At 69.3% G+C, this 19,609-nt stretch carries 16 protein-coding genes and 1 pseudogene; 8 read left to right on the forward strand and 9 right to left on the reverse strand.

Annotated elements, in window-relative coordinates; all coding sequences use genetic code 11:
* The first annotated feature begins 202 nt into the window (after nt 1-202).
* Nucleotides 203-1,210 (forward strand): porphobilinogen synthase, encoded by a 1,008-nt coding sequence (gene hemB, locus ACEN96_RS26265; protein WP_495585945.1) that lies wholly within the window; start codon nt 203-205, stop codon nt 1,208-1,210.
* Between the two features lie 31 nt (nt 1,211-1,241).
* On the forward strand, nt 1,242-2,336 hold the full coding sequence (locus ACEN96_RS26270) for a magnesium transporter CorA family protein (protein ID WP_495585946.1): 1,095 nt from the start codon (nt 1,242-1,244) through the stop codon (nt 2,334-2,336).
* Nucleotides 2,337-2,339: 3 nt separating this feature from the next.
* Here the strand turns inward: ACEN96_RS26270 and ybeY are convergent, their stop codons facing one another.
* The gene (ybeY, locus tag ACEN96_RS26275; RefSeq protein WP_495585947.1) at nt 2,340-2,786 is read right to left on the reverse strand and encodes an rRNA maturation RNase YbeY; all 447 of its coding nucleotides are present in this window, start codon (nt 2,784-2,786) and stop codon (nt 2,340-2,342) included.
* Between the two features lie 332 nt (nt 2,787-3,118).
* A pseudogene (locus ACEN96_RS26280) lies at nt 3,119-4,078 on the reverse strand (PhoH family protein); the annotation flags it as partial.
* 92 nt (nt 4,079-4,170) lie between these two features.
* Between ACEN96_RS26280 and ACEN96_RS26285 the strand changes: the two are divergent.
* The 4 genes from ACEN96_RS26285 (at nt 4,171) to ruvB (ending at nt 8,256) form a co-directional block, all read left to right on the forward strand.
* A complete protein-coding gene (locus ACEN96_RS26285) occupies nt 4,171-5,652 on the forward strand; it encodes a sensor histidine kinase (RefSeq protein ID WP_495585948.1) in 1,482 nt (493 codons plus the stop codon).
* Between the two features lie 183 nt (nt 5,653-5,835).
* Nucleotides 5,836-6,489, forward strand: coding sequence for a response regulator (locus ACEN96_RS26290; protein ID WP_495585949.1), 654 nt, complete (start codon nt 5,836-5,838; stop codon nt 6,487-6,489).
* 98 nt (nt 6,490-6,587) lie between these two features.
* The gene (ruvA, locus tag ACEN96_RS26295) at nt 6,588-7,157 is read left to right on the forward strand and encodes a Holliday junction branch migration protein RuvA (protein WP_495585950.1); all 570 of its coding nucleotides are present in this window, start codon (nt 6,588-6,590) and stop codon (nt 7,155-7,157) included.
* Nucleotides 7,158-7,197: 40 nt separating this feature from the next.
* Entirely contained in the window at nt 7,198-8,256 is a 1,059-nt protein-coding gene (gene ruvB, locus ACEN96_RS26300) for a Holliday junction branch migration DNA helicase RuvB (protein WP_495585951.1), read from the forward strand.
* A gap of 74 nt (nt 8,257-8,330) precedes the next feature.
* On the opposite strand, the gene ACEN96_RS26305 is transcribed toward ruvB, so the two are convergent.
* From ACEN96_RS26305 to ACEN96_RS26330, 6 genes are all read right to left on the reverse strand, one after another.
* On the reverse strand, nt 8,331-9,290 hold the full coding sequence (locus tag ACEN96_RS26305) for a porin (protein WP_495585952.1): 960 nt from the start codon (nt 9,288-9,290) through the stop codon (nt 8,331-8,333).
* A gap of 125 nt (nt 9,291-9,415) precedes the next feature.
* Complete coding sequence (locus ACEN96_RS26310; RefSeq protein ID WP_495585953.1) at nt 9,416-10,492, reverse strand: sterol desaturase family protein; 1,077 nt, start codon at nt 10,490-10,492, stop codon at nt 9,416-9,418.
* 70 nt (nt 10,493-10,562) lie between these two features.
* Nucleotides 10,563-11,240: a histidine phosphatase family protein gene (locus tag ACEN96_RS26315; protein ID WP_495585954.1), complete on the reverse strand. Its 678-nt coding sequence runs from the start codon at nt 11,238-11,240 to the stop codon at nt 10,563-10,565.
* Complete coding sequence (locus ACEN96_RS26320; protein WP_495585955.1) at nt 11,241-11,594, reverse strand: DUF1840 domain-containing protein; 354 nt, start codon at nt 11,592-11,594, stop codon at nt 11,241-11,243.
* A 113-nt stretch (nt 11,595-11,707) separates the two neighbouring features.
* The gene (locus ACEN96_RS26325) at nt 11,708-13,879 is read right to left on the reverse strand and encodes a putative bifunctional diguanylate cyclase/phosphodiesterase (RefSeq protein WP_495585956.1); all 2,172 of its coding nucleotides are present in this window, start codon (nt 13,877-13,879) and stop codon (nt 11,708-11,710) included.
* A complete protein-coding gene (locus tag ACEN96_RS26330; RefSeq protein WP_495585957.1) occupies nt 13,876-15,174 on the reverse strand; it encodes a cyclic di-GMP phosphodiesterase in 1,299 nt (432 codons plus the stop codon). Before ACEN96_RS26330 ends, ACEN96_RS26325 begins: the two co-directional genes overlap by 4 nt.
* A gap of 201 nt (nt 15,175-15,375) precedes the next feature.
* Here ACEN96_RS26330 and pcaF point away from each other — a divergent pair, with 201 nt between their 5' ends.
* Together pcaF and ACEN96_RS26340 are read left to right on the forward strand one after the other, a co-directional pair.
* Nucleotides 15,376-16,575 carry a 3-oxoadipyl-CoA thiolase gene (gene pcaF, locus ACEN96_RS26335; RefSeq protein WP_495585958.1) on the forward strand — a complete coding sequence of 400 codons (1,200 nt, stop codon included), beginning with the start codon at nt 15,376-15,378 and terminating at the stop codon, nt 16,573-16,575.
* 548 nt (nt 16,576-17,123) lie between these two features.
* Entirely contained in the window at nt 17,124-17,960 is an 837-nt protein-coding gene (locus ACEN96_RS26340) for an IclR family transcriptional regulator domain-containing protein (RefSeq protein WP_495585959.1), read from the forward strand.
* A gap of 98 nt (nt 17,961-18,058) precedes the next feature.
* Here the strand turns inward: ACEN96_RS26340 and ACEN96_RS26345 are convergent, their stop codons facing one another.
* Nucleotides 18,059-19,582, reverse strand: coding sequence for a 3-hydroxyacyl-CoA dehydrogenase (locus ACEN96_RS26345; RefSeq protein WP_495585960.1), 1,524 nt, complete (start codon nt 19,580-19,582; stop codon nt 18,059-18,061).
* Nucleotides 19,583-19,609 lie beyond the last annotated feature (27 nt).

Below are 19,609 nucleotides of genomic sequence, written 5' to 3' on the forward strand. Positions count from 1 at the left end.
CGAAAAAAAACCCCGGCTTCACAGCCGGGGTCGGAAAGCCTTATCGCTGTCATCACGTTAAGGCTCCTGCTCAGGGAGGAAAAGCAGGGAATGACAACCGAGCGGCTATCATTCAAGAGCGACTTTAACAGATCTGCCGAATTTCGAAATCTACGTCTTTCCACGTAGCGGTCCCTCGAACCGGTGGAATTTCTCGGAAACCATGCAACTTCCCGCCCCCTATCCCGCCAGCCGCCCGCGTCGCCTGCGCCGCGATGCCTACACCCGGGCGCTGGTCCGCGAACACCGCCTGCACCCCAGCGATCTGATCTTCCCGGTCTTCGTCCATGAGGGCGAGAACCGCGTCGAGCCCATCGCGTCGATGCCCGGCGTGTCGCGGCTGAGCCTGGACCGGCTGCTCCCCGTCGCCGAGGAATGCGTCGAGCTGGGCATCCCGGTGATGGCGCTGTTCCCCGCGATCGACCCGTCGCTGAAGACGCCCGACGGCATCGAGGCGACGAATCCGGACGGCCTGATCCCGCGCGTCGTGCGCGCGCTCAAGGAGCGGGTGCCGGGCCTGGGCGTGCTGACGGATGTCGCGCTCGACCCTTACACCAGCCACGGCCAGGACGGCGTGCTCGACGAGCAGGGCTACATCCTCAACGACCGCACCGTCGAACTGCTGCGCCAGCAGGCGCTGGTCCAGGCCCAGGCCGGCGTGGACATCGTCGCGCCCAGCGACATGATGGACGGCCGCATCGGCGCGATCCGCGCCGCGCTGGAGGCCGACAGCCACATCCACACGCGGATCATGGCCTACAGCGCCAAGTACGCGAGCGCCTTCTACGGCCCCTTCCGCGACGCGGTGGGCTCGCGCACCAACCTGGGCAAGGCCGACAAGAAGACCTACCAGATGGACCCCGGCAACGGCGACGAGTCGCTGCGCGAGGTCGGCCTGGACCTGGCCGAGGGCGCCGACATGGTCATGGTCAAGCCCGGCATGCCCTACCTGGACATCGTCCGCCGCGTGAAGGACGAGTTCCGCGTGCCCACCTTCGCCTACCAGGTCAGCGGCGAGTACGCCATGATCAAGGCCGCCGCCGCCAATGGCTGGCTGGACCACGACGCCGTGATGATGGAAGCGCTGCTGGCCTTCAAGCGCGCCGGCGCCGACGGCGTGCTGACCTACTTCGCGATGGACGCGGCGCGCCTGATCAAGGCCGGCTGCTGACGCGCCGGCACGCCGGCTGCCCGCACGACGCATGCGTCTCTTCCACCTCAGCGACGCGGTCTACGAGGAACTCGCCGCGCTGCCGGAGGACCTTCCGCCCGAAGGCTTCCTCTGGATCGGCCTGCCGCGCCGCGAGTTCGAGCTCCAGCTCGGCACGCTGCAGCAGCGGCTGCAGCGCTGGACCGGCGCGCAGCTGCTGGACCTGCATGTGTCGGACCTGATGAACCCGCAGCTGCCGTCCCACTTCGACTACACGAGCTGGTACGACCTGATGGTGTTCCGCCGGCTCGCGACCATGCCGGGCAGCGAGCAGTACCTGTCCGACGACAGCCCCCGCACCGCCGCGGCCGCCAACGAGGCGCTGCAGGCCATCGACACCAGCCCGGTCGGCTTCGCCGTCTTCGACCGCGTGCTGATCACCGTGCATCCGGGCGAGTGTTCGCTGCGGGACTACTTCGCGGGCAAGCTCGGCGCGCAGCAGGAAGGCCGCGACCTGCGCGGCAGCACCCGGCTGCCCGCCAGCCCCGCCGAGCTCATGCTGCGCATGGTCAATCACATGGTCGACAGCTACCTGGACCTGCGCCGCCTGCTGACCCGCCAGCTGACCACGCTGCAGAACCTGCTGCTGGACCGGCGCGGCCACTTCCGCGACTGGCAGGTCGTGCTGCATGCCCGGGACACGCTGTCGCGGCTCGAGGACCTCTGCGAGGACCAGCGCAGCGCGGTGCAGGAGTGGATCGACGCACTGGGCGAATGGCCGGCCGGCGACGCGCGCGCGCAGCGCGAGCGCGAGCTGCTCCGGGTGCGCTCGCGCGACGTGCTCGAACACGTGGAGCGCGTGCTGACGCATGTGCGGCGGCTCGAGACGTCGGCCGAGACCTCGGTGCAGATGCATTTCTCGCTCACCGGCGAGCGCACCAACAACATCATGCGCACGCTGACGGTGCTGACGGCGATCTTCCTGCCGCTGAACCTGATCACCGGCATCTTCGGCATGAACTTCGACACCCTGCCGCTGATCCATCGCGCGACCGGCTTCTGGATCGCGGTCGCCGTGATGGGTGTCACCGCGATCGCGCTCGGCGCCTTCTTCTGGCGCAAGCGCTACCTCGGGACGCAGCAGTAGCGCTCAGCGCTTCGCGTAGGGATCGGCGAAGCCCAGACCGAGCATGATCTCGGTCTCGCGCGCTTCCATGCACTCGGCCTCGTCGTCTTCCTCGTGGTCGTAGCCCTGCGCGTGCAGCGTGCCGTGGACCAGCATGTGCGCGTAATGCGCCGTCAGGTCCAGGCTCATCTCCCTGGCCTCGCGCTCGACAACCTCGGCGCAGATCACCAGGTCCGCCGCGACCACCGGCTCGTGCGTGTAGTCGAAGGTCAGCACGTTGGTCGCGTAATCCTTCGAGCGGTACTCGCGGTTGAGCGCCTGCCCCTCCTGGGCGTCGACGATGCGCACGGTGATCTCGCCCGGCAGCTCGAGCGCCGCGCGCATCCAGCGGATGACCTTGTGCCGCGGCAACTGCGCCTTGTGGCGCGGATCGGCGAATTGCAGCGACAGGCTCAGTTCGGGACGGCTCATCGGGCGGCTCCCTTGCGGGCGGGCTTCTTCACCGCGGGCTTCTTCGCCGCAGGCTTCGTGATGGCGGGCTTCTTGGTGGCGGGCTTCTTGGTGGCAGGCTTCTTCACGGCAGGCGCCTTGGCGGAGACCGTCCTGGCGACCGCCTGCTTTGCGGCTGGCTTCCTTGCGGCTGCCTTCTTCGCAGCGGGCTTCGCTGGCGCCGGCGCGGGCGCGTCGTCGAAGCGGGCCGGCGCCTCGCGCAACTGGATCGCGCGCAAGCGGCGCTCCTCGCGCTCCTCGGCGAAGCGGGCCTCGCGCTCCTGCTGCTCGCGGGCCTCCTCGCGTGCCGCCACTTCCGCGCGGTCCTCGTAGGCCTGCACGATGCGGGCCACCAGCGGATGCCGCACCACGTCGGTCCGGTTGAAGCGCGTGATCGCGATGCCCTCGACACCGTCCAACACCTGCTCCGCGTCGACCAGCCCGCTGTGCATGCCGCGCGGCAGGTCGATCTGGCTGGTGTCGCCGGTCACCACGCACTTGCTGCCGAAGCCGATGCGGGTCAGGAACATCTTCATCTGCTCGGGCGTCGTGTTCTGCGCCTCGTCGAGGATCACGAACGCGTGATTCAGCGTCCGGCCCCGCATGAAGGCCAGCGGCGCGATCTCCAGCTGGCCCTTCTCGAAGGCCTTGGTGACGCGGTCGAAGCCCATCAGGTCGTAGAGCGCGTCGTACAGCGGCCGCAGGTAGGGATCGACCTTCTGCGTCAGGTCGCCGGGCAGGAAGCCCAGCCGCTCGCCGGCTTCGACCGCCGGCCGCGTCAGGATGATGCGCTGCACGGCCGAGCGCTCCAGCGCGTCCACCGCGCAGGCCACCGCCAGGAAGGTCTTGCCGGTGCCGGCGGGACCGATGCCGAAGCTGATGTCGTGGGCCAGGATGCGCCGCAGGTAGTGATGCTGGTTGGGCGTGCGCCCGGCCAGGTCCGCGCGGCGCGTGCGCAGCACGATGTTGTCGCCGTCCGCGTCCTGCGCGCCGGCGCCCGCCGATGGCGCGGCGACATCGTTGGCCGCCTCGACGATCGCCAGCCGCAGGCTCTCGGCCGGGATGGCGCGATCGGCGCGCGCATAGAGCGTTTCCAGCAGCGTCACCGTCCGCTGCGCGGCGGCGCGATCGCCTTCGACGTTGAAGTGCTCGGCGCGGTGGGTGATGCGCACCGAGAGCGCCGCCTCGATCTGGCGGAGATGCTCGTCCAGGGGGCCGCACAGGTGCGACAGACGCCGGTTGTCGGCGGGGGTGAAGGCGTGGCGCAGGTTCAAGGCGGCGAGGGCTCCGTATTCAGGGGGGTTGCGGGCGGTATTGTGGCGCGGCGGTGCGCCGCGTGCCTGTCGCGCCTGCACAATCGCCCCCCATGCAGCGGACCTCAGAACAACAAGGGAGCAGGGCCTGCCGCGGCGAGACTGCGCCGGCGCGAGGAGGCGGATCGCGGCGTGTCACGGCCGGCATCGCGGCGGCGCTGTCGCTGGCCGTGCCGGTGTGCCTGGCCCAGGTGGCCGACGCCGCGACCGCCGGCGGCACGGGCGCCGCGCCCGGCTCCTTCGCCGCGGTCTGGTCCCGGCTGGCCCCGCTGCTCGCGTACGGGCTCCAGTCGGCGCTGGTGCTGATGGCCTTCGTGCTGGGGCTGCTGATCTGGCAGCGGCGCGCGCAGCGCCACATCGGCTGGCTGCTGGCCCTGATGCCGGGCTGGATCCTCATGGTCGGGCTGGCGCCGCTGACGCCCTGGCCGTCGGCGGTCGCCGTGATCCTCGCGCCCTGGCTTCTCTGGTGCGCGGTGCACTACCTGATGCGGCGCATGCGCCGCCGCGACCCGCGCCTGCATCGCCTGCTGATCGCGCAGGCACTGCTCTTCCCCGCCGCGCTGCTGCTGCCGGTGCCATCGGCGCGCATCGCCGCCTTCGCGCTCTGGTGGCTGGGCGCCGAGTTGCTGATCGTGATGGCCTGGCACTTGTGGCAGCGCTGGCAGGACATGTTCCTGCCCACCCTCGAGGAGCGCTACCCGCCGTCCGACTTCGTCATCAGCTGCGTGCTGGTCGGCTTTGGCGCGCTGGCGGTGGTGGCCGCCTGGACCCTGCCCGGCAGCGGGCTGGCCGGCATCCTGGGCCCGCTGTCGCTGATCGGATTGGGACTGCAGCGCGTGCGCGAGTTCGCCCGGGCGCTGACGCAGTCGGAGCTGGCCGTGCTGCAAGGCGAGCTGCGGCTGCAGGAACGCATCGCCGAGCTCGAGCGCCACTTCGACCAGGTCGCCGAGGCCAAGCTGGAGCAGGTCACCGAGCGCGAGCGCAAGCGCATCGCCGCGGACCTGCACGACGACCTCGGCGCCAAGCTGCTGACCATCGTCCACACCAGCGAGTCGGACCGGATCTCCACGCTCGCGCGCGAGGCGCTCGAGGAGATGCGCCTGTCGGTGCGCGGCCTGACCGGCAAGCCGGTCCAGTTGCTGGACGCGCTCGGCGACTGGCGCGCGGAGGTCGTCTCGCGGCTGGCGCAGGCCAACATCCTGGCCGAGTGGAAATCGCCCTCCGAGGACATCGAGCACACCTTCCCCGCCCGCGCCTACGTCCAGACGACGCGCATCCTGCGCGAATCGGTCAGCAACATCATCAAGCACAGCGGCGCCACCCACTGCGTCATCAGCTGCTCGGCGCAGGACGGCTATTTCTCGGTGGTGATCCAGGACAACGGCCAGGGCATTCCGCTCGAACTCGAAGGTCGCCTGGACAAGGGACACGGCATGGCCAGCATGAAGGCCCGCGCCAAGCAGATGCACGGCCAGTGCCTGGTCGAGTCCGGCCCTGGCTGGGGCACCGTGATCCGGCTCACGATCCCGCTCTGATCGCGCTCTGATCGCGCTTCGCCTCGCGGGCGCGCCGCGATCGGGCCCGCGGCGTGATCCATTGCCGCGGACGCCACACTCGGGCGTTGATCGGGATGGTCAGCCCACCGAGAAAGCCGTACCGTTGCATCCACCCGCCAGCTTCCCGGCGGGTGTCGATTTCCTGAGCAAGAATCCCGCGCCATGAACCACATCCTGCTCCTCGAAGACATTCCCGAAATCCGCGCCTGGCTCAAGGTGCTGGTGAAACAGGTCTTCGCCAACGCGGTCGTCACCGAATGCTCGCGGGTGCAGGACGCGCTGCAGCAGGTCAACAGCCAGCGCTTCACGCTGGCCCTGCTCGACCTGGGATTGCCCGATGGCTCCGGCGTCGAGGTGATCTCCGCGCTGCGCGAGAAGCAGCCCGAGGTCCAGTCCGTCATCGTCACCATCCATGACGACGACGAGCACCTGTTCCCCGCGCTGCAGGCCGGCGCCTTCGGCTACCTGCTCAAGGAGCAGTCGCGCGAGTTGCTGGTCGAGCAGCTGCAGCGCATCAGCCAGGGCGAGCCGCCGCTGTCGCCGTCGATCGCCCGCAAGGTCATCGCCTATTTCACCTCCCAGCGCCGGCCGCAGGCGGCGCAGGTGCTGCACGAGGTGTCCCTGACCGACCGCGAGACCGAGGTCCTGCTGCGCGTCGCCAAGGGCTTCACGCTGCCGGAGATCGGCGTGCAGCTGGGCCTGTCGCGCCACACCATCGCCGACTACGTCAAGCAGATCTACCGCAAGCTCAACGTGAGCTCGCGCGCCGAGGCCGCGCTGGAGGCGCAGCGGCTGGGCCTGTTCGGACGCAACTGAGCGCGGCGCCGGCCATCGCCGCCGGCCCCGGGAAAATACTGGACGGACATCCAGCAAATCGCCGTCGAACGGCCGGCGAACGCGGATAATCCCCGCCCATGATCGGCAAGCTCACCGGCGTCATCGCGGAAAAATCGCCTCCGCAGGTCCTCATCGACGTGCAAGGCGTCGGCTACGAAGTCGACGTGCCGATGAGCACCTTCTTCAACCTCCCGGGCCTGGGCGAACGCGCCTCGCTGCTGACCCACCTGAGCATCCGCGAGGACGCGCATGTGCTCTTCGGCTTCCTGACGCCCGAGGAGCGCAACACCTTCCGCCTGCTGATCAAGATCAGCGGCGTCGGGCCGAAGATGGCGCTGTCGCTGCTCTCGGGCATGACGGTGGGCGACCTGGCGCAGGCGATCTCGAAGCAGGAGACCGGCCGGCTGGTGAAGGTGCCAGGCATCGGCAAGAAGACCGCCGAACGGCTGCTGCTGGAGCTCAAGGGCAAGCTCAGTCCGGATCTGTCGCTGCCCGTGTCGGTGGCCAATGACGCCCAGGCGGACATCCTGCAGGCGCTGGTCGCGCTGGGCTACAGCGAGAAGGAAGCCGGCGCCGCGCTGAAGACGCTGCCGGCGGACATCGGCGTCAGCGAAGGCATCAAGCTGGCGATGAAGCACCTGTCATGATCGGCCGACCCGCGACGTCCGCCCCGCCCCCCTCCGCGCCATGAGCATCCAGACCGACGACTTCACGCCCGCGCCCCAGCAGGCCCGCCTGATCAGCGCGCAGCCGGCCTCGCCGAACGAGGACGCGATCGAGCGCGCGCTGCGCCCCAAGCTGCTCGACGAATATGTCGGCCAGGCCAAGGCGCGCGAGCAGCTGGAGATCTTCATCGGCGCCGCGAAGAAGCGGCGCGAGGCGCTCGACCATGTGCTGCTGTTCGGCCCGCCCGGCCTGGGCAAGACGACGCTGAGCCACATCGTCGCCGCCGAGCTGGGCGTCAATCTGCGCCAGACCAGTGGGCCGGTGCTCGAAAAGCCCAAGGACCTGGCGGCGATCCTGACCAACCTCGAGCGCAACGACGTGCTGTTCATCGACGAGATCCATCGGCTGTCGCCGGTCGTCGAGGAAATCCTGTATCCGGCACTGGAGGACTATCAGATCGACATCATGATCGGCGAAGGGCCGGCGGCGCGCTCGATCAAGCTGGACCTGCAGCCGTTCACGCTGGTGGGCGCCACGACGCGTGCCGGCATGCTGACCAACCCGCTGCGAGACCGCTTCGGCATCGTGGCGCGGCTGGAGTTCTACACGGCCGAGGAGCTGCAGCGCATCGTCACGCGTTCCGCGTCGCTGCTGGGCGCGGCGATCGAGCCGGCGGGCGCCTTGGAAGTGGCGCGGCGCTCGCGCGGCACGCCGCGGATCGCGAACCGGCTGCTGCGCCGCGTGCGCGACTACGCCGAGGTCAAGGCCGACGGCACCATCACCCGCACGATCGCGGAGAAGGCGCTGGCGATGCTGGATGTCGATCCGCTGGGATTCGACCTGATGGACCGCAAGCTGCTGGAGGCGGTGGTGCACCGCTTCGACGGCGGGCCGGTGGGTCTGGACAACGTCGCCGCCGCGATTGGCGAGGAGCCCGGCACCATCGAGGACGTCATTGAGCCCTACCTGATCCAGCAGGGATTCCTGCAGCGCACGCCGCGCGGCCGCATCGCGACGCTGGCGGCCTATCGCCACCTGGGCGTGGCGCCGCCCAAGCAGGCGGGGCAGCTGTTCGACTGAAGGCACGCGCCACCGGCGCGGCTCCAATGAAAAAGGCGCTCCGAGGAGCGCCTTTCTGCTGACTGATCCGAAGATCAGAAGTTGTGGCGGACACCCACGGCGAACGAGCTCAGGTCGTCCACCTTGTTGGGAGTGTTCGCGTCCACGGCCGTGTAGAACGCGTAGACCTTGGTGCGCTTGCTCAGGTTGTAGTTGTAGGCCAGCGTGTACTGCTTGCCGCCGTAACGACCGTTGCCGAAGGAGTAGGCGCCAGCCTTGGTGCCGCCGACGTTCAGGTGGAATTCCGACTGGCCCATCGTGTACATCACGGCGGCGCGGCCGATCCAGCGGTTGTCCTTGGCGCCCGGCGATTGCGGGGTGCCCGACTCTTCACGCTGCGCGTAGCCGCCGAAGGTGAACGCGCCCAGTTCGTACAGGCCGCGGATCGCGTACTGCTTGGCCGGACCTTGCTTGCTGTAGCCAGCGCCCAGGTGCATCGGGCCTTGGTCGTAGTTCAGCGCCACGTCGTAGCCGCGGGCTTCGCCAGGAGCGCCTTCGCCGGCGTGGACGGCGAACTCGCCGTTGAAGCCGTTGATGTTCGGGGTGAAGTAGCCGACCTTGTTGGTCTGCGTGAAGCCGGCACCCGAGTACAGCTTGTCTTCCGACGTGCCGGTGTCGTGGTTGTGCATCGACACGTAGTCGGCGGTGGCGTAGTACGAGCCGGGGGTCCAGCGGCCCAGGCGGATCGCGCCGAAATCGCCCGACAGCTGCACGCTCGCTTCACGGTTCCAGAACGCCGCGTTGGTCTGGCGGCCGTCGTCGGAGTTCAGGCCGTGTTCCAGCGCGAAGCTGGCCTTCAGGCCGCCACCCAGGTCTTCGGTGCCCTTGAAGCCCAGACGCGAGTTGTTGTTGATCACCGAGGCGACGCGATCGTTGTCACCGCGCTTGATGCTTTCCACCGAGGTGTTGATGCGGCCCCAAAGCGTGACGGAGCTTTGCGCGAACGCCGGGACGGAGAGAGCCGCGATGGCCGCAGCGAATGCAATCTTTTTCATACCCACCTTCATCAGTTGGAGGTTTCAGCCGGTCTGGCTCAATGGCTTTACTGCAAGGTGTGCGGAGTATAGAAGTGCGTTGCACGCACCCATCACGCCCGACGCGAAATTGCAACAGTTCCCCGTTAGGGGTGTTCCTGAGTGGCGCGGGGCGTCAAAAGCCACGCCGTCAAGACCTGCCCCGCCAGCAGTGCCGCCAGCACGGCGAGCTGCTGCGGCGGGCTCAGACGATGGGCGTTCCAGAGGAACAGCGCGACCCCGCCAAGCAGCGCGACGAAGGCGGCCATCGCCGCCCCCGCGTGCGAGGACGGGACCTTCGGGTCGAACAGCGGCCGCTGGAGCGGGTCGTAGCCGGGCGCGATGCGCGCGCCGATGCCCGGCTCCCAGTGCGCGGGCTCCCACCACAGACGCAGCTTGTCCCGCCAGCGCGGCGTGCGCCGGCTCTTGGCCAGCAGCCTCGCGTAGACCTGCACGTTGGCGGTCCAGGGGTTCCAGCTTCGCAGGGCGTCGCGGGTGCCGTAGACGCAGCGCTCCCCGTCCAGTTCTTCCTGGAAGCTCCCGAACATCCGGTCCCAGATGACGAGGATTCCGCCGTAGTTGCGGTCGAGATAGGGGTCGTTGACGGCGTGATGCACGCGGTGGTTCGATGGCGAACAGAACCAGCGGTCGAACCATCCAAGCTTGCCGATCTGCTGCGTGTGGACCCAGAACTGGTACAGCAGGTCCACCAGCGCCACCACCGCGTAGACCAGCGGCGGGAAGCCCAGGATGGCCATCGGCATGTAGAAGATCCAGCCGGCCAGCCAGCCGCTGCCCGTCTGGCGCAGCGCGGTGGACAGGTTGTAGTCCTCGCTCTGGTGATGGACCGCGTGGGCGGCCCAGAGCAGCGCGGTCGTGTGGCCGAGCCGGTGATGCCAGTAATAGAGGAAGTCGTACAGCAGCAGGCCGGTCAGCCATACCCACCAGGCGCCAGCGTCGAGCCGCGTCAACGCCGCGCGCTCGAAGACCCAGGTGTAGATGCCCAGCGTGAACAGCTTGGTCAGCACGCCCACCACCTGGCTGAGCATGCCCAGCGCGATGCTGCTGATCGCGTCGTTGAGCCGGTAGGTGTTGCGGCCACGGCGCACGCCGACCCAGTACTCCAGCCCGATCAGGGCGAAGAACACGGGCGTGGCCAGCACGATGATCTGTGCGTCGGTCATGGTCTCCTCGACGGGCGCTCGATGCGGCGCCTCTTTCGATGCCGGCGGCCCGCGGCCGCCCCTCGGCGGGTCAGGCCTTGATCGCCTGCGGCGTGGCCGGGATGAAGCCCGGCACGCCCGGGTCGTCGAGCGTCAGCCCCTGCAGGTGCTGGTCGTCGTTCCAGCCCACCAGCGTGAAGCCCTGCGGCGAATGCAGCAGCCGGTTGACGCTGGCGTTACCCAGCACCCAGCTCCTGGGCGCCTGCAGGTCGATGCGGGTCGCGGCGCGGTAAAGGCAGTCCAGCACCCCGCCATGCGCGACCACCGCGATGGTCTGGCCCGCATGCCGCGCCGCCAGCTCCGAAACGACGGCGGTGACCCGCGCGTGCAGCATCGTCAGGCTCTCGCCGCCCGGCGGCTGGAAATCGGGATCGCGGCGGCGCCACCGCAACGCATCCTCGGGGAACGAGGCCTCGATCTCGGTCCAGAGCTTGCCCTCGTGAACGCCGAACGCGCGTTCGCGCAGCCGCTCGTCCAGGCGCACCTCGAGTCCGTGCGGCGCGGCCACATGGCGCGCGGTGACCGCCGCGCGGTCGAGGTCGCTCGAATAGACCGCATCGATGACCTGATCGGCCAGCGCTTCACCGAGGCGCCGCGCCTGGCGCAGGCCGAGCTCATTGAGCGGCAGGTTCAGATGGCCTTGCAGCCGGCCTTCGCGGTTCCAGGCGGTCTCGCCGTGCCGGATCGCCAGGATCAGCGTCGACTCCACTCAGACGCCCCAGACCACATCGGTGTTGGCGGCCTGCGCGGCGCGCATCAGCTCGAGCAGCGGCCACAGGCGCTGGCGCAGCATGACCTCGGGCGCGGGTGGCGGCTTGCGGCCCTCGGCCCGAGCCTCCTCGGCGGCTCGGTCGAGCGCCTGCTGCTCCTGCGCGATGGCGGCCTCGCCGCGCTCGATCAGCGCCGGCAGGTCGGCCGCCTGGAAGATGCCCTGCGGCGACGCGCCGCGGCCCAGCGTCTCGAGCGCCCGGTCACCGTGCGCGGCCAGCATGATCACGTCCGCACCGGCCTTCGACTTGAACTTGTACAGCACGCTTGTCTCCCGGCCGTCGACGACGGCCATCGGCGCATTGTGCCGCCCTCGCGCCCGCGTCTGTGGAGAGGTCTCCCGACCCCGCTCAGGGGCGGACCGGATTGCCGCCGCGAAACGGAAGGCTGCCGGTATGACGGCCGCGCTCAGCCGCCGCGCAACAGGTGCACCGAGGCGCGTGCCGGACGCGGCGCCGCGGTCCGCTGGGCCATTGCCGCCTTCGCCGCCTCGACCTCGGCCGCGATCTGGGCGTGGCGCTCCTCGAAGGCGCGTGTCTCCAACGCCGGCGCGCACAGGAAGCCCTGGTATTCATGGCAGCCGCAGCGGGCGAGGAAGTCGCGCTGGGCCTCGGTCTCAACGCCCTCGGCGATGACCTTCAGGTTCAGCGCGCGCCCCATCTGGATGATCGCGTTGACGATGCCCGCGTCGCTGGCATCGCCGGGCAGTCCCTTGACGAAACTGCGGTCGATCTTGAGGCGCTGGATGGGGAAGCGCTTCAGGTAGCCGAGGCTGGAATAGCCGGTGCCGAAGTCGTCGATCGCCATCAGCACGCCGAGCTCGGACAGCGCCTGCATCCGATGCAGCGCCTCCTCGGCGTCGCGCAGCAGCACGGACTCGGTGAGTTCGAGCTCCAGCAGCGACGGCGGCAGGTCATAGGCGCGCAGCGCCTGCGCGACCTGTTCGACGAACTGGGTCTGCTGGAACTGCAGCGCCGACACGTTGACCGCCACCGGCACGCGCAGGCCCTTCTGGAGCCATGCCGCCGCCTGCGCCACGGCCTGCTGCAGCACCCATTGGCCGATCGCGACGATGAAGCCGCTCTCCTCGGCGACCGGAATGAACTCGGACGGCGGCACGTCGCCGCGCAGCGGATCGCGCCAGCGGATCAGCGCCTCGGCGCCGATCAGCTCACCGGTCTCGAGCGCGACCTGCGGCTGGAAGTGGAGCCGGAACTCCCGCTCCTGCAAGGCCTGGCGCATCGCGTGGTCGAGCCGCATCCGCGACAGCAGGTCCACGTCCTTGCGCGGCTGGTGGAAGCGGAACGCGCTGCGGCCGCTCTCCTTGACCCAGTGCATCGCGCGCTCGGCGCTGGCGAGCAGCTCCTCGGCGCCCGCGCCATCGCCGGGGAACAGCGCGATGCCGGTGCTGCAGGTGACGGTGAAGCTGAGCGTATCGAAGCAGAACGGCCGCGACATCGCCTCCTGCACGCGCCGCGCGGCGTGCTCGGCGCCCCGCGCGTCGGCCTGATGGATCAGCAGCGCGAACTCGTCGCCGTCCAGGCGCGCGACCGTGTCGACCTCGCGCAGCGATTCCTTCAGCCGCAGCGCGACTTCCTTCAGCACGCGGTCGCCGTACGAGTGCCCCAGCGTGTCGTTGATCTGCTTGAAGCGGTCCAGGTCGACGTTGAGCAGCGCGAACGGTGTGGTCTCGCGGCGGGCCATGGCCTGCGCGTAGTCGACGCGCTCCATCAGCGCGCGGCGGTTCGGCAGCCCGGTGAGCATGTCGTTGTGGGACAGCTCCTCGATGCGCTGGTGCGCGGCGAGCTTCTCGCTGAGATCGCGGAACGAGTACACGCGCCCGATCGGCCGCCCGCGGCTCCACTGCGGCAGCGACACGCGCTCGAGCACGCGGCCGTCGATCAGCTTGAGGTTGTCGCTCGTATGCAGCAGCGGCGACTCCTGGATCGCGCCTAGCCGCATCGCGTAAGCGGCGCCATCGACGACGCTGCGCCGCATCCAGGCCTGCACGGCCTCGTCGTTGCGCTCGTTGAGCAGGTCCTCGGGAATGCCCCACAGCGACGCGAGCCGCTGGTTGAAGCTGCGGATGCGGCCGGCCAGGTCCGTGACGAGGATGCCGTCCGCGGTCGATTCGAGCGTCGCGCGCAATTCGGCGAGCAGTGTCTCGCGCTCCTCGTCGTGCTGGCGCTGCTGGGTCTGGTCGCGCATCGCGACCAGCCACAGCCCGTCGCCCTGCGGCTGCGTCACATGGCTGATGCGGCGCGACACCCACAGCATGCGGCCGTCGGCGTGCCGCATCATCGTGTCGGTGTGCAGGCTTTCGCGGCGGCCGATCGCGGCATCCATCCAGAACAGGGCGTCCTCGGGCGTCGATGCCAGCGACTCGATGCTCGCGCCGACCAGGTCCTTCGCCGGCTGGCCGAGCAGTTGCTGCGAGGCCGCGTTCACCGCCACGACGCAATGCGTGCGGGCATCCACGAGCCACACCGCCTCCTGCAGGCCGTCGATCAGCGGCAGGAAGGCGGTGTTGAACGCCGCGGGCGACGCGGCGGCGGCGATGCGGGCGGCCGGGAAGCTCATGCGGCCATTTCTCCCGGAGGCGGAGGCGGCGTCGCCATCGGGCCGGCTGACTCGAAGAAATAGGCGATGCGGCTGCGCGGGCTCAGGTAGTCCAGCGAGGCTCGCGGCAACTGCTGCGGCTTCACGCTGCGGCGGATGCCGAGGTCGGGCAGTTCTTCCAGATTCAGCACCAGCGCTTCGTCACGCGGCACCTTGGCATCGTGAACCATGACCTTGGGCTTGAGGGGACGCGACGAGTTGACGGCCACGACCAGCGCGTAGCGGTCGTCGGTCAACTGGACCGCGGAGCCCGGCGGGTAGACGCCCATCATGCGGATGAACGCGTTGAGCATGGTCGCGTCGAAGCGGCTGCGCCCCTGCGCGAACATCAGGGACAGCGCCTCATGCGGCGTCATCGCCTTGGAACTCAGCAGCGGATTGCACAGGCCGTCGAAGCGGTTGACCAGCGCCACGATGCGCGCGCCGATGCTCATGCGATCAGCGTTCAGGCGCTGCGGGAAGCCGCTGCCGTCGGCGTGTTCGTGGTGCTGCGCGATGATCAGCAGCGGACCGGCGCCGATGCCCATCTTCTGCCCCCACATCACGCCCTTGGCAACGTGCTGCTGGTAGGCGGCGACCTCGGCGGCGGTGAAGCTGTCGTCGCGATGGCGGAAGCGGGGCGTGAGCTCCATCTTGCCGATGTCGTGCAGCAGCGCGCCCTGGCCGAGATCGAGCATCTCGTCGCGGCCCAGCCCGAAGGCGCGGCCCAGCAGCAGCGCGATCACGGCGACGTTCAACGCATGCGCGGTCCCGCGGTCACCGGCGCCTTCGTTGAGCAGGCGGATGTTGATGTCGCCCTCGATCAGCATCTTGTCCAGCAAGGCGCGGGACAACGCGGACGAGCGGTCGCGCGCGTCCGTCGGATCGCGGGGCACCAGGTCGATCAGGTCGCGCAGCGCGGTCGAGGCTTCGGCGTACTGGCGCTCGCACAGCAGCAGCGCCTCGCGCTGCTCGGCCAGCAGGCGGCGATGGCGCTCGCGGGCCTCGTCCTCGGCGGTGCGGCTCTCGGCCACGACCGCCGGCGCGGGCACCGGCGACGGCATCGGCGTCGCCTCCAGCGGCAGCTCGCTCTTGCCAGGGCTCCAGCGCACCTGCTTCAGACCCAGCCGGCGCAGGATCAGCAGTTGCTCTTCCGAGCTCAGCTTGAAGCTGCTGAGCGGAAACGGATGTGACATCCAGCCGAGGTCGAGATGGATGAACATCCCGACTTTCAGCTGGTTCACATCGATGAGCGGATCGGCCGATCTGTCCTTCATTCTTGTCGTTCCGCGCCCGGGTTCAGGCGCCCTCGTCCTGCAGCTTCGGCTGCCATGGGGCGCAACTTAAATGAAAAGCGGGTCAGCCGCGCGGCTTCCCGCATGATCACGGAGCCCGCGTGCAACTTGTCACAGGTTTTTCCTGGGGGCCCCTATGATCCCCCGGAACCGCCATTCTCATAAATATTCAGGAGACCTTGCATGCATGCGTTCGTTTGCGACGCCCAGCGCACGCCGTTCGGGCGTTATGGCGGGGCGCTCTCGCCGGTCCGCGCGGATGATCTGGGCGCCGTCCCGATCCAGGCGCTGATGGCGCGCCAACCCGGGCTGGACTGGGAGGCCCTGGACGACGTGTTCTACGGCTGCGCGAACCAGGCCGGCGAGGACAACCGCAACGTCGCGCGCATGTCCGCGCTGCTGGCGGGGCTGCCGATCGGCGTGCCGGGCGTGACGCTGAACCGGCTGTGCGGCTCCGGCATGGATGCGGTCGGCAGCGCCGCCCGCGCGATCCGCGCCGGCGAAGCGCAGCTCCTGATCGCCGGCGGCGTCGAGAGCATGAGCCGCGCCCCGTTCGTGATGCCGAAGGCCGAATCCGCCTTTTCGCGCGCGAATGCGATCTACGACACCACGATCGGCTGGCGCTTCGTCAACGCGGCGATGAAGGCGCGCCATGGCGTCGACTCGATGCCGGAGACGGCCGAGAACGTCGCCACCGATTTCGGCATCGAGCGCGAAGCCCAGGACCGCATGGCGCTGGCCAGCCAGACCAAGGCGCTGGCGGCTCAGCGCAGCGGCTTCTTCGACGCGGAGATCTGCCCGGTCACGATCCCGCAGAAGAAGGGCGACGCGGTCGTCGTGCGCCAGGACGAGCACCCGCGCGAAACCAGCCTGGAGGCGCTGTCCCGGCTCAAGGGCGTCGTCCGACCGGACGGTAGCGTGACCGCGGGTAACGCGTCCGGCGTCAACGACGGCAGCTGCGCGCTGCTGATGGCCGGCGAAGCCGCCATCGCCCGCCATGGCCTCACGCCGCGGGCCCGCGTGCTGGGCATGGCCACGGCGGGCGTGGCGCCGCGCATCATGGGCATCGGCCCCGCGCCGGCAAGCCGCAAGGTGCTGGCGCAGGTCGGCCTTTCGCTCGACCAGATGGACGTCATCGAGCTGAACGAGGCCTTCGCCGCCCAGGGGCTGGCCGTGCTGCGCGACCTCGGCCTGCGCGACGACGACCCGCGCGTGAACCCGAACGGCGGCGCGATCGCGCTCGGACATCCGCTTGGCGCCAGCGGCGCCCGCCTGGTCACCACGGCGATCAACCAGCTTCATCGCATCAACGGCCGCTACGCGCTCTGCACGATGTGCATCGGTGTCGGTCAGGGCATCGCGCTCGTCGTCGAGCGCGTCTGAAGGACTCCGGCGCGCCGGGAGGCGCGTTCCGGACCCCACATCAATAGTCTGACAATTGCCCGCCAGCCTCTGCGGCGCGGCGGGAGTTGTACGACCTCATCCTGGTGCAGCGCGGGAGCGATCGCCCTTCTCGAACCCATATCCAACGGTTTGGGGCGATTAAAAAATAGTCATGGGCGCGCGTAGGACTACGCAGGCGCCAATCGCACAGGGCGTGGGATACTGGCTAAGTTTGATGGCGCATACCGCTCATATATGTAGGGTATGCGGCGACAAGCATGATGTCTGACTATTGACGACCCGCTTAGCGTCCAACCGATCGCGGTTTCGCGCCCTTTTCTCCCGCTGAACGCCCATTGACGCGACCTTTATCAGGCCGTGGGGCGTGCTGCACGGCAAATGCACCAAAATGATGCACAAGGGTGCGATTTGCGGATCAAAACAATTGCCCTGGCAAACATTCTTCACAGGGTTGTCCCTATAGTCGTGGACATCACCTGCTTACGCCCAGCAGATTTGGGCGTCAAACGCACGTCCTCCCCCCTGCCATGTCCGCTGCTCGAGCCCACGATGAAGACCTGACCGCCATCCCGGTGGTCGCCCCCGCCCCTGATGCTGAAGTCCGTACCGGCCCGCTCAAGCGGGACCTGGTCGCCGGCCTGGAAAAAGGCCTGGCCGTGATCGAAGCCTTCGATCAGGAACGTCCCCGCCTCACCATCAGCGAAGTCGCCGGCCGCACCGGCCTGACCCGCGCGGCCGCCCGCCGCTACCTGCTGACGCTGACCCACCTGGGCTTCGTCTCGCAGGACCGCAAGATGTTCGCGCTGACCCCCAAGGTGCTGCGCCTGGGCCAGAGCTACATGCACTCCGCCCGCCTGCCCCGCATCATCGAGCCCGAGCTGCACAAGCTGGCCTACGCGATGAAGGAAGCCTCGTCGGCCGGCGTGCTTGATGGCAACGACGTGATCTGCATCTCCGCGACGAGCGCGGGCCGCGTGGTCTCGCCGACGCTGCAGCCGGGCACCCGTGTGCCGGCCTACTGCACCGGCAATGGCCGCGTGCTGCTGGCGGCGCAGCCGCAGGCGGAAGTCGATGCCTTCATCGCCCGCCAGGAACTGACGGCGCTGACCCCGCACACGATCACCCACCCGGAACGCCTGCGCATCGAGATCGCCCGCGCCCGCGCCCAAGGCTACGCGCTGATCGACCAGGAGCTGGAACAAGGCCTGCGCTCGGTGGCCGTGCCGCTGAAGAACTACAAGGGCGACACCGTTGCCGCGATGGCCATCAGCGTCCACGCGACCCGCATGAGCATGGAACAGATGGTCGAGCACTGCCTGCCGCCGCTGCTGCAGGCGCAAGCGCACCTGCGCATGCTGCTCTGAGGCTCCCGCGGCTCAACGAGAAAGCGCCCCGAGGGGCGCTTTTTCATGTCCGGACGCGAGGACTGGCGTCCGGGCCGGTTCTGGCCGGTCCAGCCCGTTCAGGCCCAGAGGCGCTGTCGCAGCAGCGGGCTGATCCGGTAGCGCTCGCTGCGATAGGCCTCGTGGAGCCCCTCGAGCGCGTCGACGACGAGCGGCGCGCCCAGTTGCGCGAGCCACTCGAAGGGACCGGCGGGATAGTTCACGCCCAGCTTCATCGCGGTGTCGGCGCCGGCCTCGTCGCAGACGCCCTGCCAGACGGCATCGGCGCCCTCGTTGATCAGCATCGCGATCGTGCGGGCGACCGCAAGGCCCGGCACGTCGCGCAGCACCAGCGGCTCCCAGCCGAGGCGCCGCAGCAGCGTCTCGGCATGCGTCTGCTGGACGTTGTCGACGCGCGGCCCGAAGGCGATCGCCAGGCCATCGAGCCGGTCGGGCATGAGCGGCCAGTCGATCACCGCGAGGCCGGGCTGGCTGCGCTCCCGCGCGAGTTGCGCGGCGCAGCGCCCGCGCGTGAGATGCAGCTGGACGCCTTCGACCGCGACACCGTTCCAGTCGGCCGTCTCATCGCGCTCGAACGCGACACCGCGGGTCGCCATCCAGCCCCCCAGCAGCTCCACCAGCGGGCCGCGGCCCGACAGCGTCACCGCGCCGACGTCGCCATCGATCACCGCGACCGGCGCGGCGGTGCCGGGCGCGCCCTCGTAGAAGCCCCGGCCAGCCTTGCGTCCAAGGCGGCCGCCATCGACGAGCGCCTTCTGCACCAGTGAGGGCTGATAGCGCTTGTCGCCGAAGTTGGCCTCGAAGACGGACTGCGTGACCAGGTAGTTGGTGTCGTGGCCGATCAGGTCCATCAGCTCGCAAGGCCCCATGCGGAAGCCGGCCCCGCGCAGCGCGCGGTCCAGCTGGGCCGGACTGCCGGCCTGCTCCTGCAGCAGCTGCAGCGTCTCGGCGTAATAGGGGCGTGCGATGCGGTTGACGATGAAGCCGGGCGTCGACTTCGCATGCACCGGCGTCTTGCCCCAGCGGCGCGACAGCGCCTCGATCGCCTGCGCGGCGCCGGCGTCCGTCTCCGCGCCCCAGACGACCTCGACCAGCTTCATCAGCGGCACCGGGTTGAAGAAGTGCATGCCGACGAGGCGGCGCGGCGTCGCCATGCCGTTGGCCAGCGCGGTGATGCTGATCGACGAGGTGTTGGACGCGATCAAGGCATCGGGCGGCAGCAGCGCGTCGAGCTCGCGCAGCAGCGCCTGCTTGGGCTCGAGCTTCTCGACGATCACCTCGATCACGAGCGCGGCGTCCGCCAGCTCCGCGGTCGATCCCGCCGGCGACATGCGGGCCAGCACCGCGTCGCGCGCGTCCTGTTCCATGCGCCCCTTCGCCACCAGGCCGTCGAGCGCCTTGCCGATCTGCGCGATCGCCGCCGCGGCGGCGCCTTCGCGCAGGTCCATGAGCCGGACCGGATGGCCCGCCTGCGCCGCCACCTGCGCGATGCCCGCGCCCATCACGCCCGCGCCGATCACCGCCACCGGTGCCCGCGCCGCGTCGGCGCCCGCGATGCGCCAGGTTCCCGTCGATGCCGTCATTGCTGTCTCCCAGGTCGATCCCGATGA

This window comes from Roseateles sp. Mitsp63 (assembly GCF_059491535.1).

Coding starts and splice junctions, on each gene's coding strand:
- hemB (WP_495585945.1), top strand. CDS start 203: ATGCAACTTCCCGCCCCCTATCCCGCCAGCCGCCCGCGTCGCCTGCGC.
- ACEN96_RS26270 (WP_495585946.1), top strand. CDS start 1,242: ATGCGTCTCTTCCACCTCAGCGACGCGGTCTACGAGGAACTCGCCGCG.
- ybeY (WP_495585947.1), bottom strand. CDS start 2,786: ATGAGCCGTCCCGAACTGAGCCTGTCGCTGCAATTCGCCGATCCGCGC.
- ACEN96_RS26285 (WP_495585948.1), top strand. CDS start 4,171: ATGCAGCGGACCTCAGAACAACAAGGGAGCAGGGCCTGCCGCGGCGAG.
- ACEN96_RS26290 (WP_495585949.1), top strand. CDS start 5,836: ATGAACCACATCCTGCTCCTCGAAGACATTCCCGAAATCCGCGCCTGG.
- ruvA (WP_495585950.1), top strand. CDS start 6,588: ATGATCGGCAAGCTCACCGGCGTCATCGCGGAAAAATCGCCTCCGCAG.
- ruvB (WP_495585951.1), top strand. CDS start 7,198: ATGAGCATCCAGACCGACGACTTCACGCCCGCGCCCCAGCAGGCCCGC.
- ACEN96_RS26305 (WP_495585952.1), bottom strand. CDS start 9,290: ATGAAAAAGATTGCATTCGCTGCGGCCATCGCGGCTCTCTCCGTCCCG.
- ACEN96_RS26310 (WP_495585953.1), bottom strand. CDS start 10,492: ATGACCGACGCACAGATCATCGTGCTGGCCACGCCCGTGTTCTTCGCC.
- ACEN96_RS26320 (WP_495585955.1), bottom strand. CDS start 11,594: ATGGCCGTCGTCGACGGCCGGGAGACAAGCGTGCTGTACAAGTTCAAG.
- ACEN96_RS26325 (WP_495585956.1), bottom strand. CDS start 13,879: ATGAGCTTCCCGGCCGCCCGCATCGCCGCCGCCGCGTCGCCCGCGGCG.
- ACEN96_RS26330 (WP_495585957.1), bottom strand. CDS start 15,174: ATGAAGGACAGATCGGCCGATCCGCTCATCGATGTGAACCAGCTGAAA.
- pcaF (WP_495585958.1), top strand. CDS start 15,376: ATGCATGCGTTCGTTTGCGACGCCCAGCGCACGCCGTTCGGGCGTTAT.
- ACEN96_RS26340 (WP_495585959.1), top strand. CDS start 17,124: ATGTCCGCTGCTCGAGCCCACGATGAAGACCTGACCGCCATCCCGGTG.
- ACEN96_RS26345 (WP_495585960.1), bottom strand. CDS start 19,582: ATGACGGCATCGACGGGAACCTGGCGCATCGCGGGCGCCGACGCGGCG.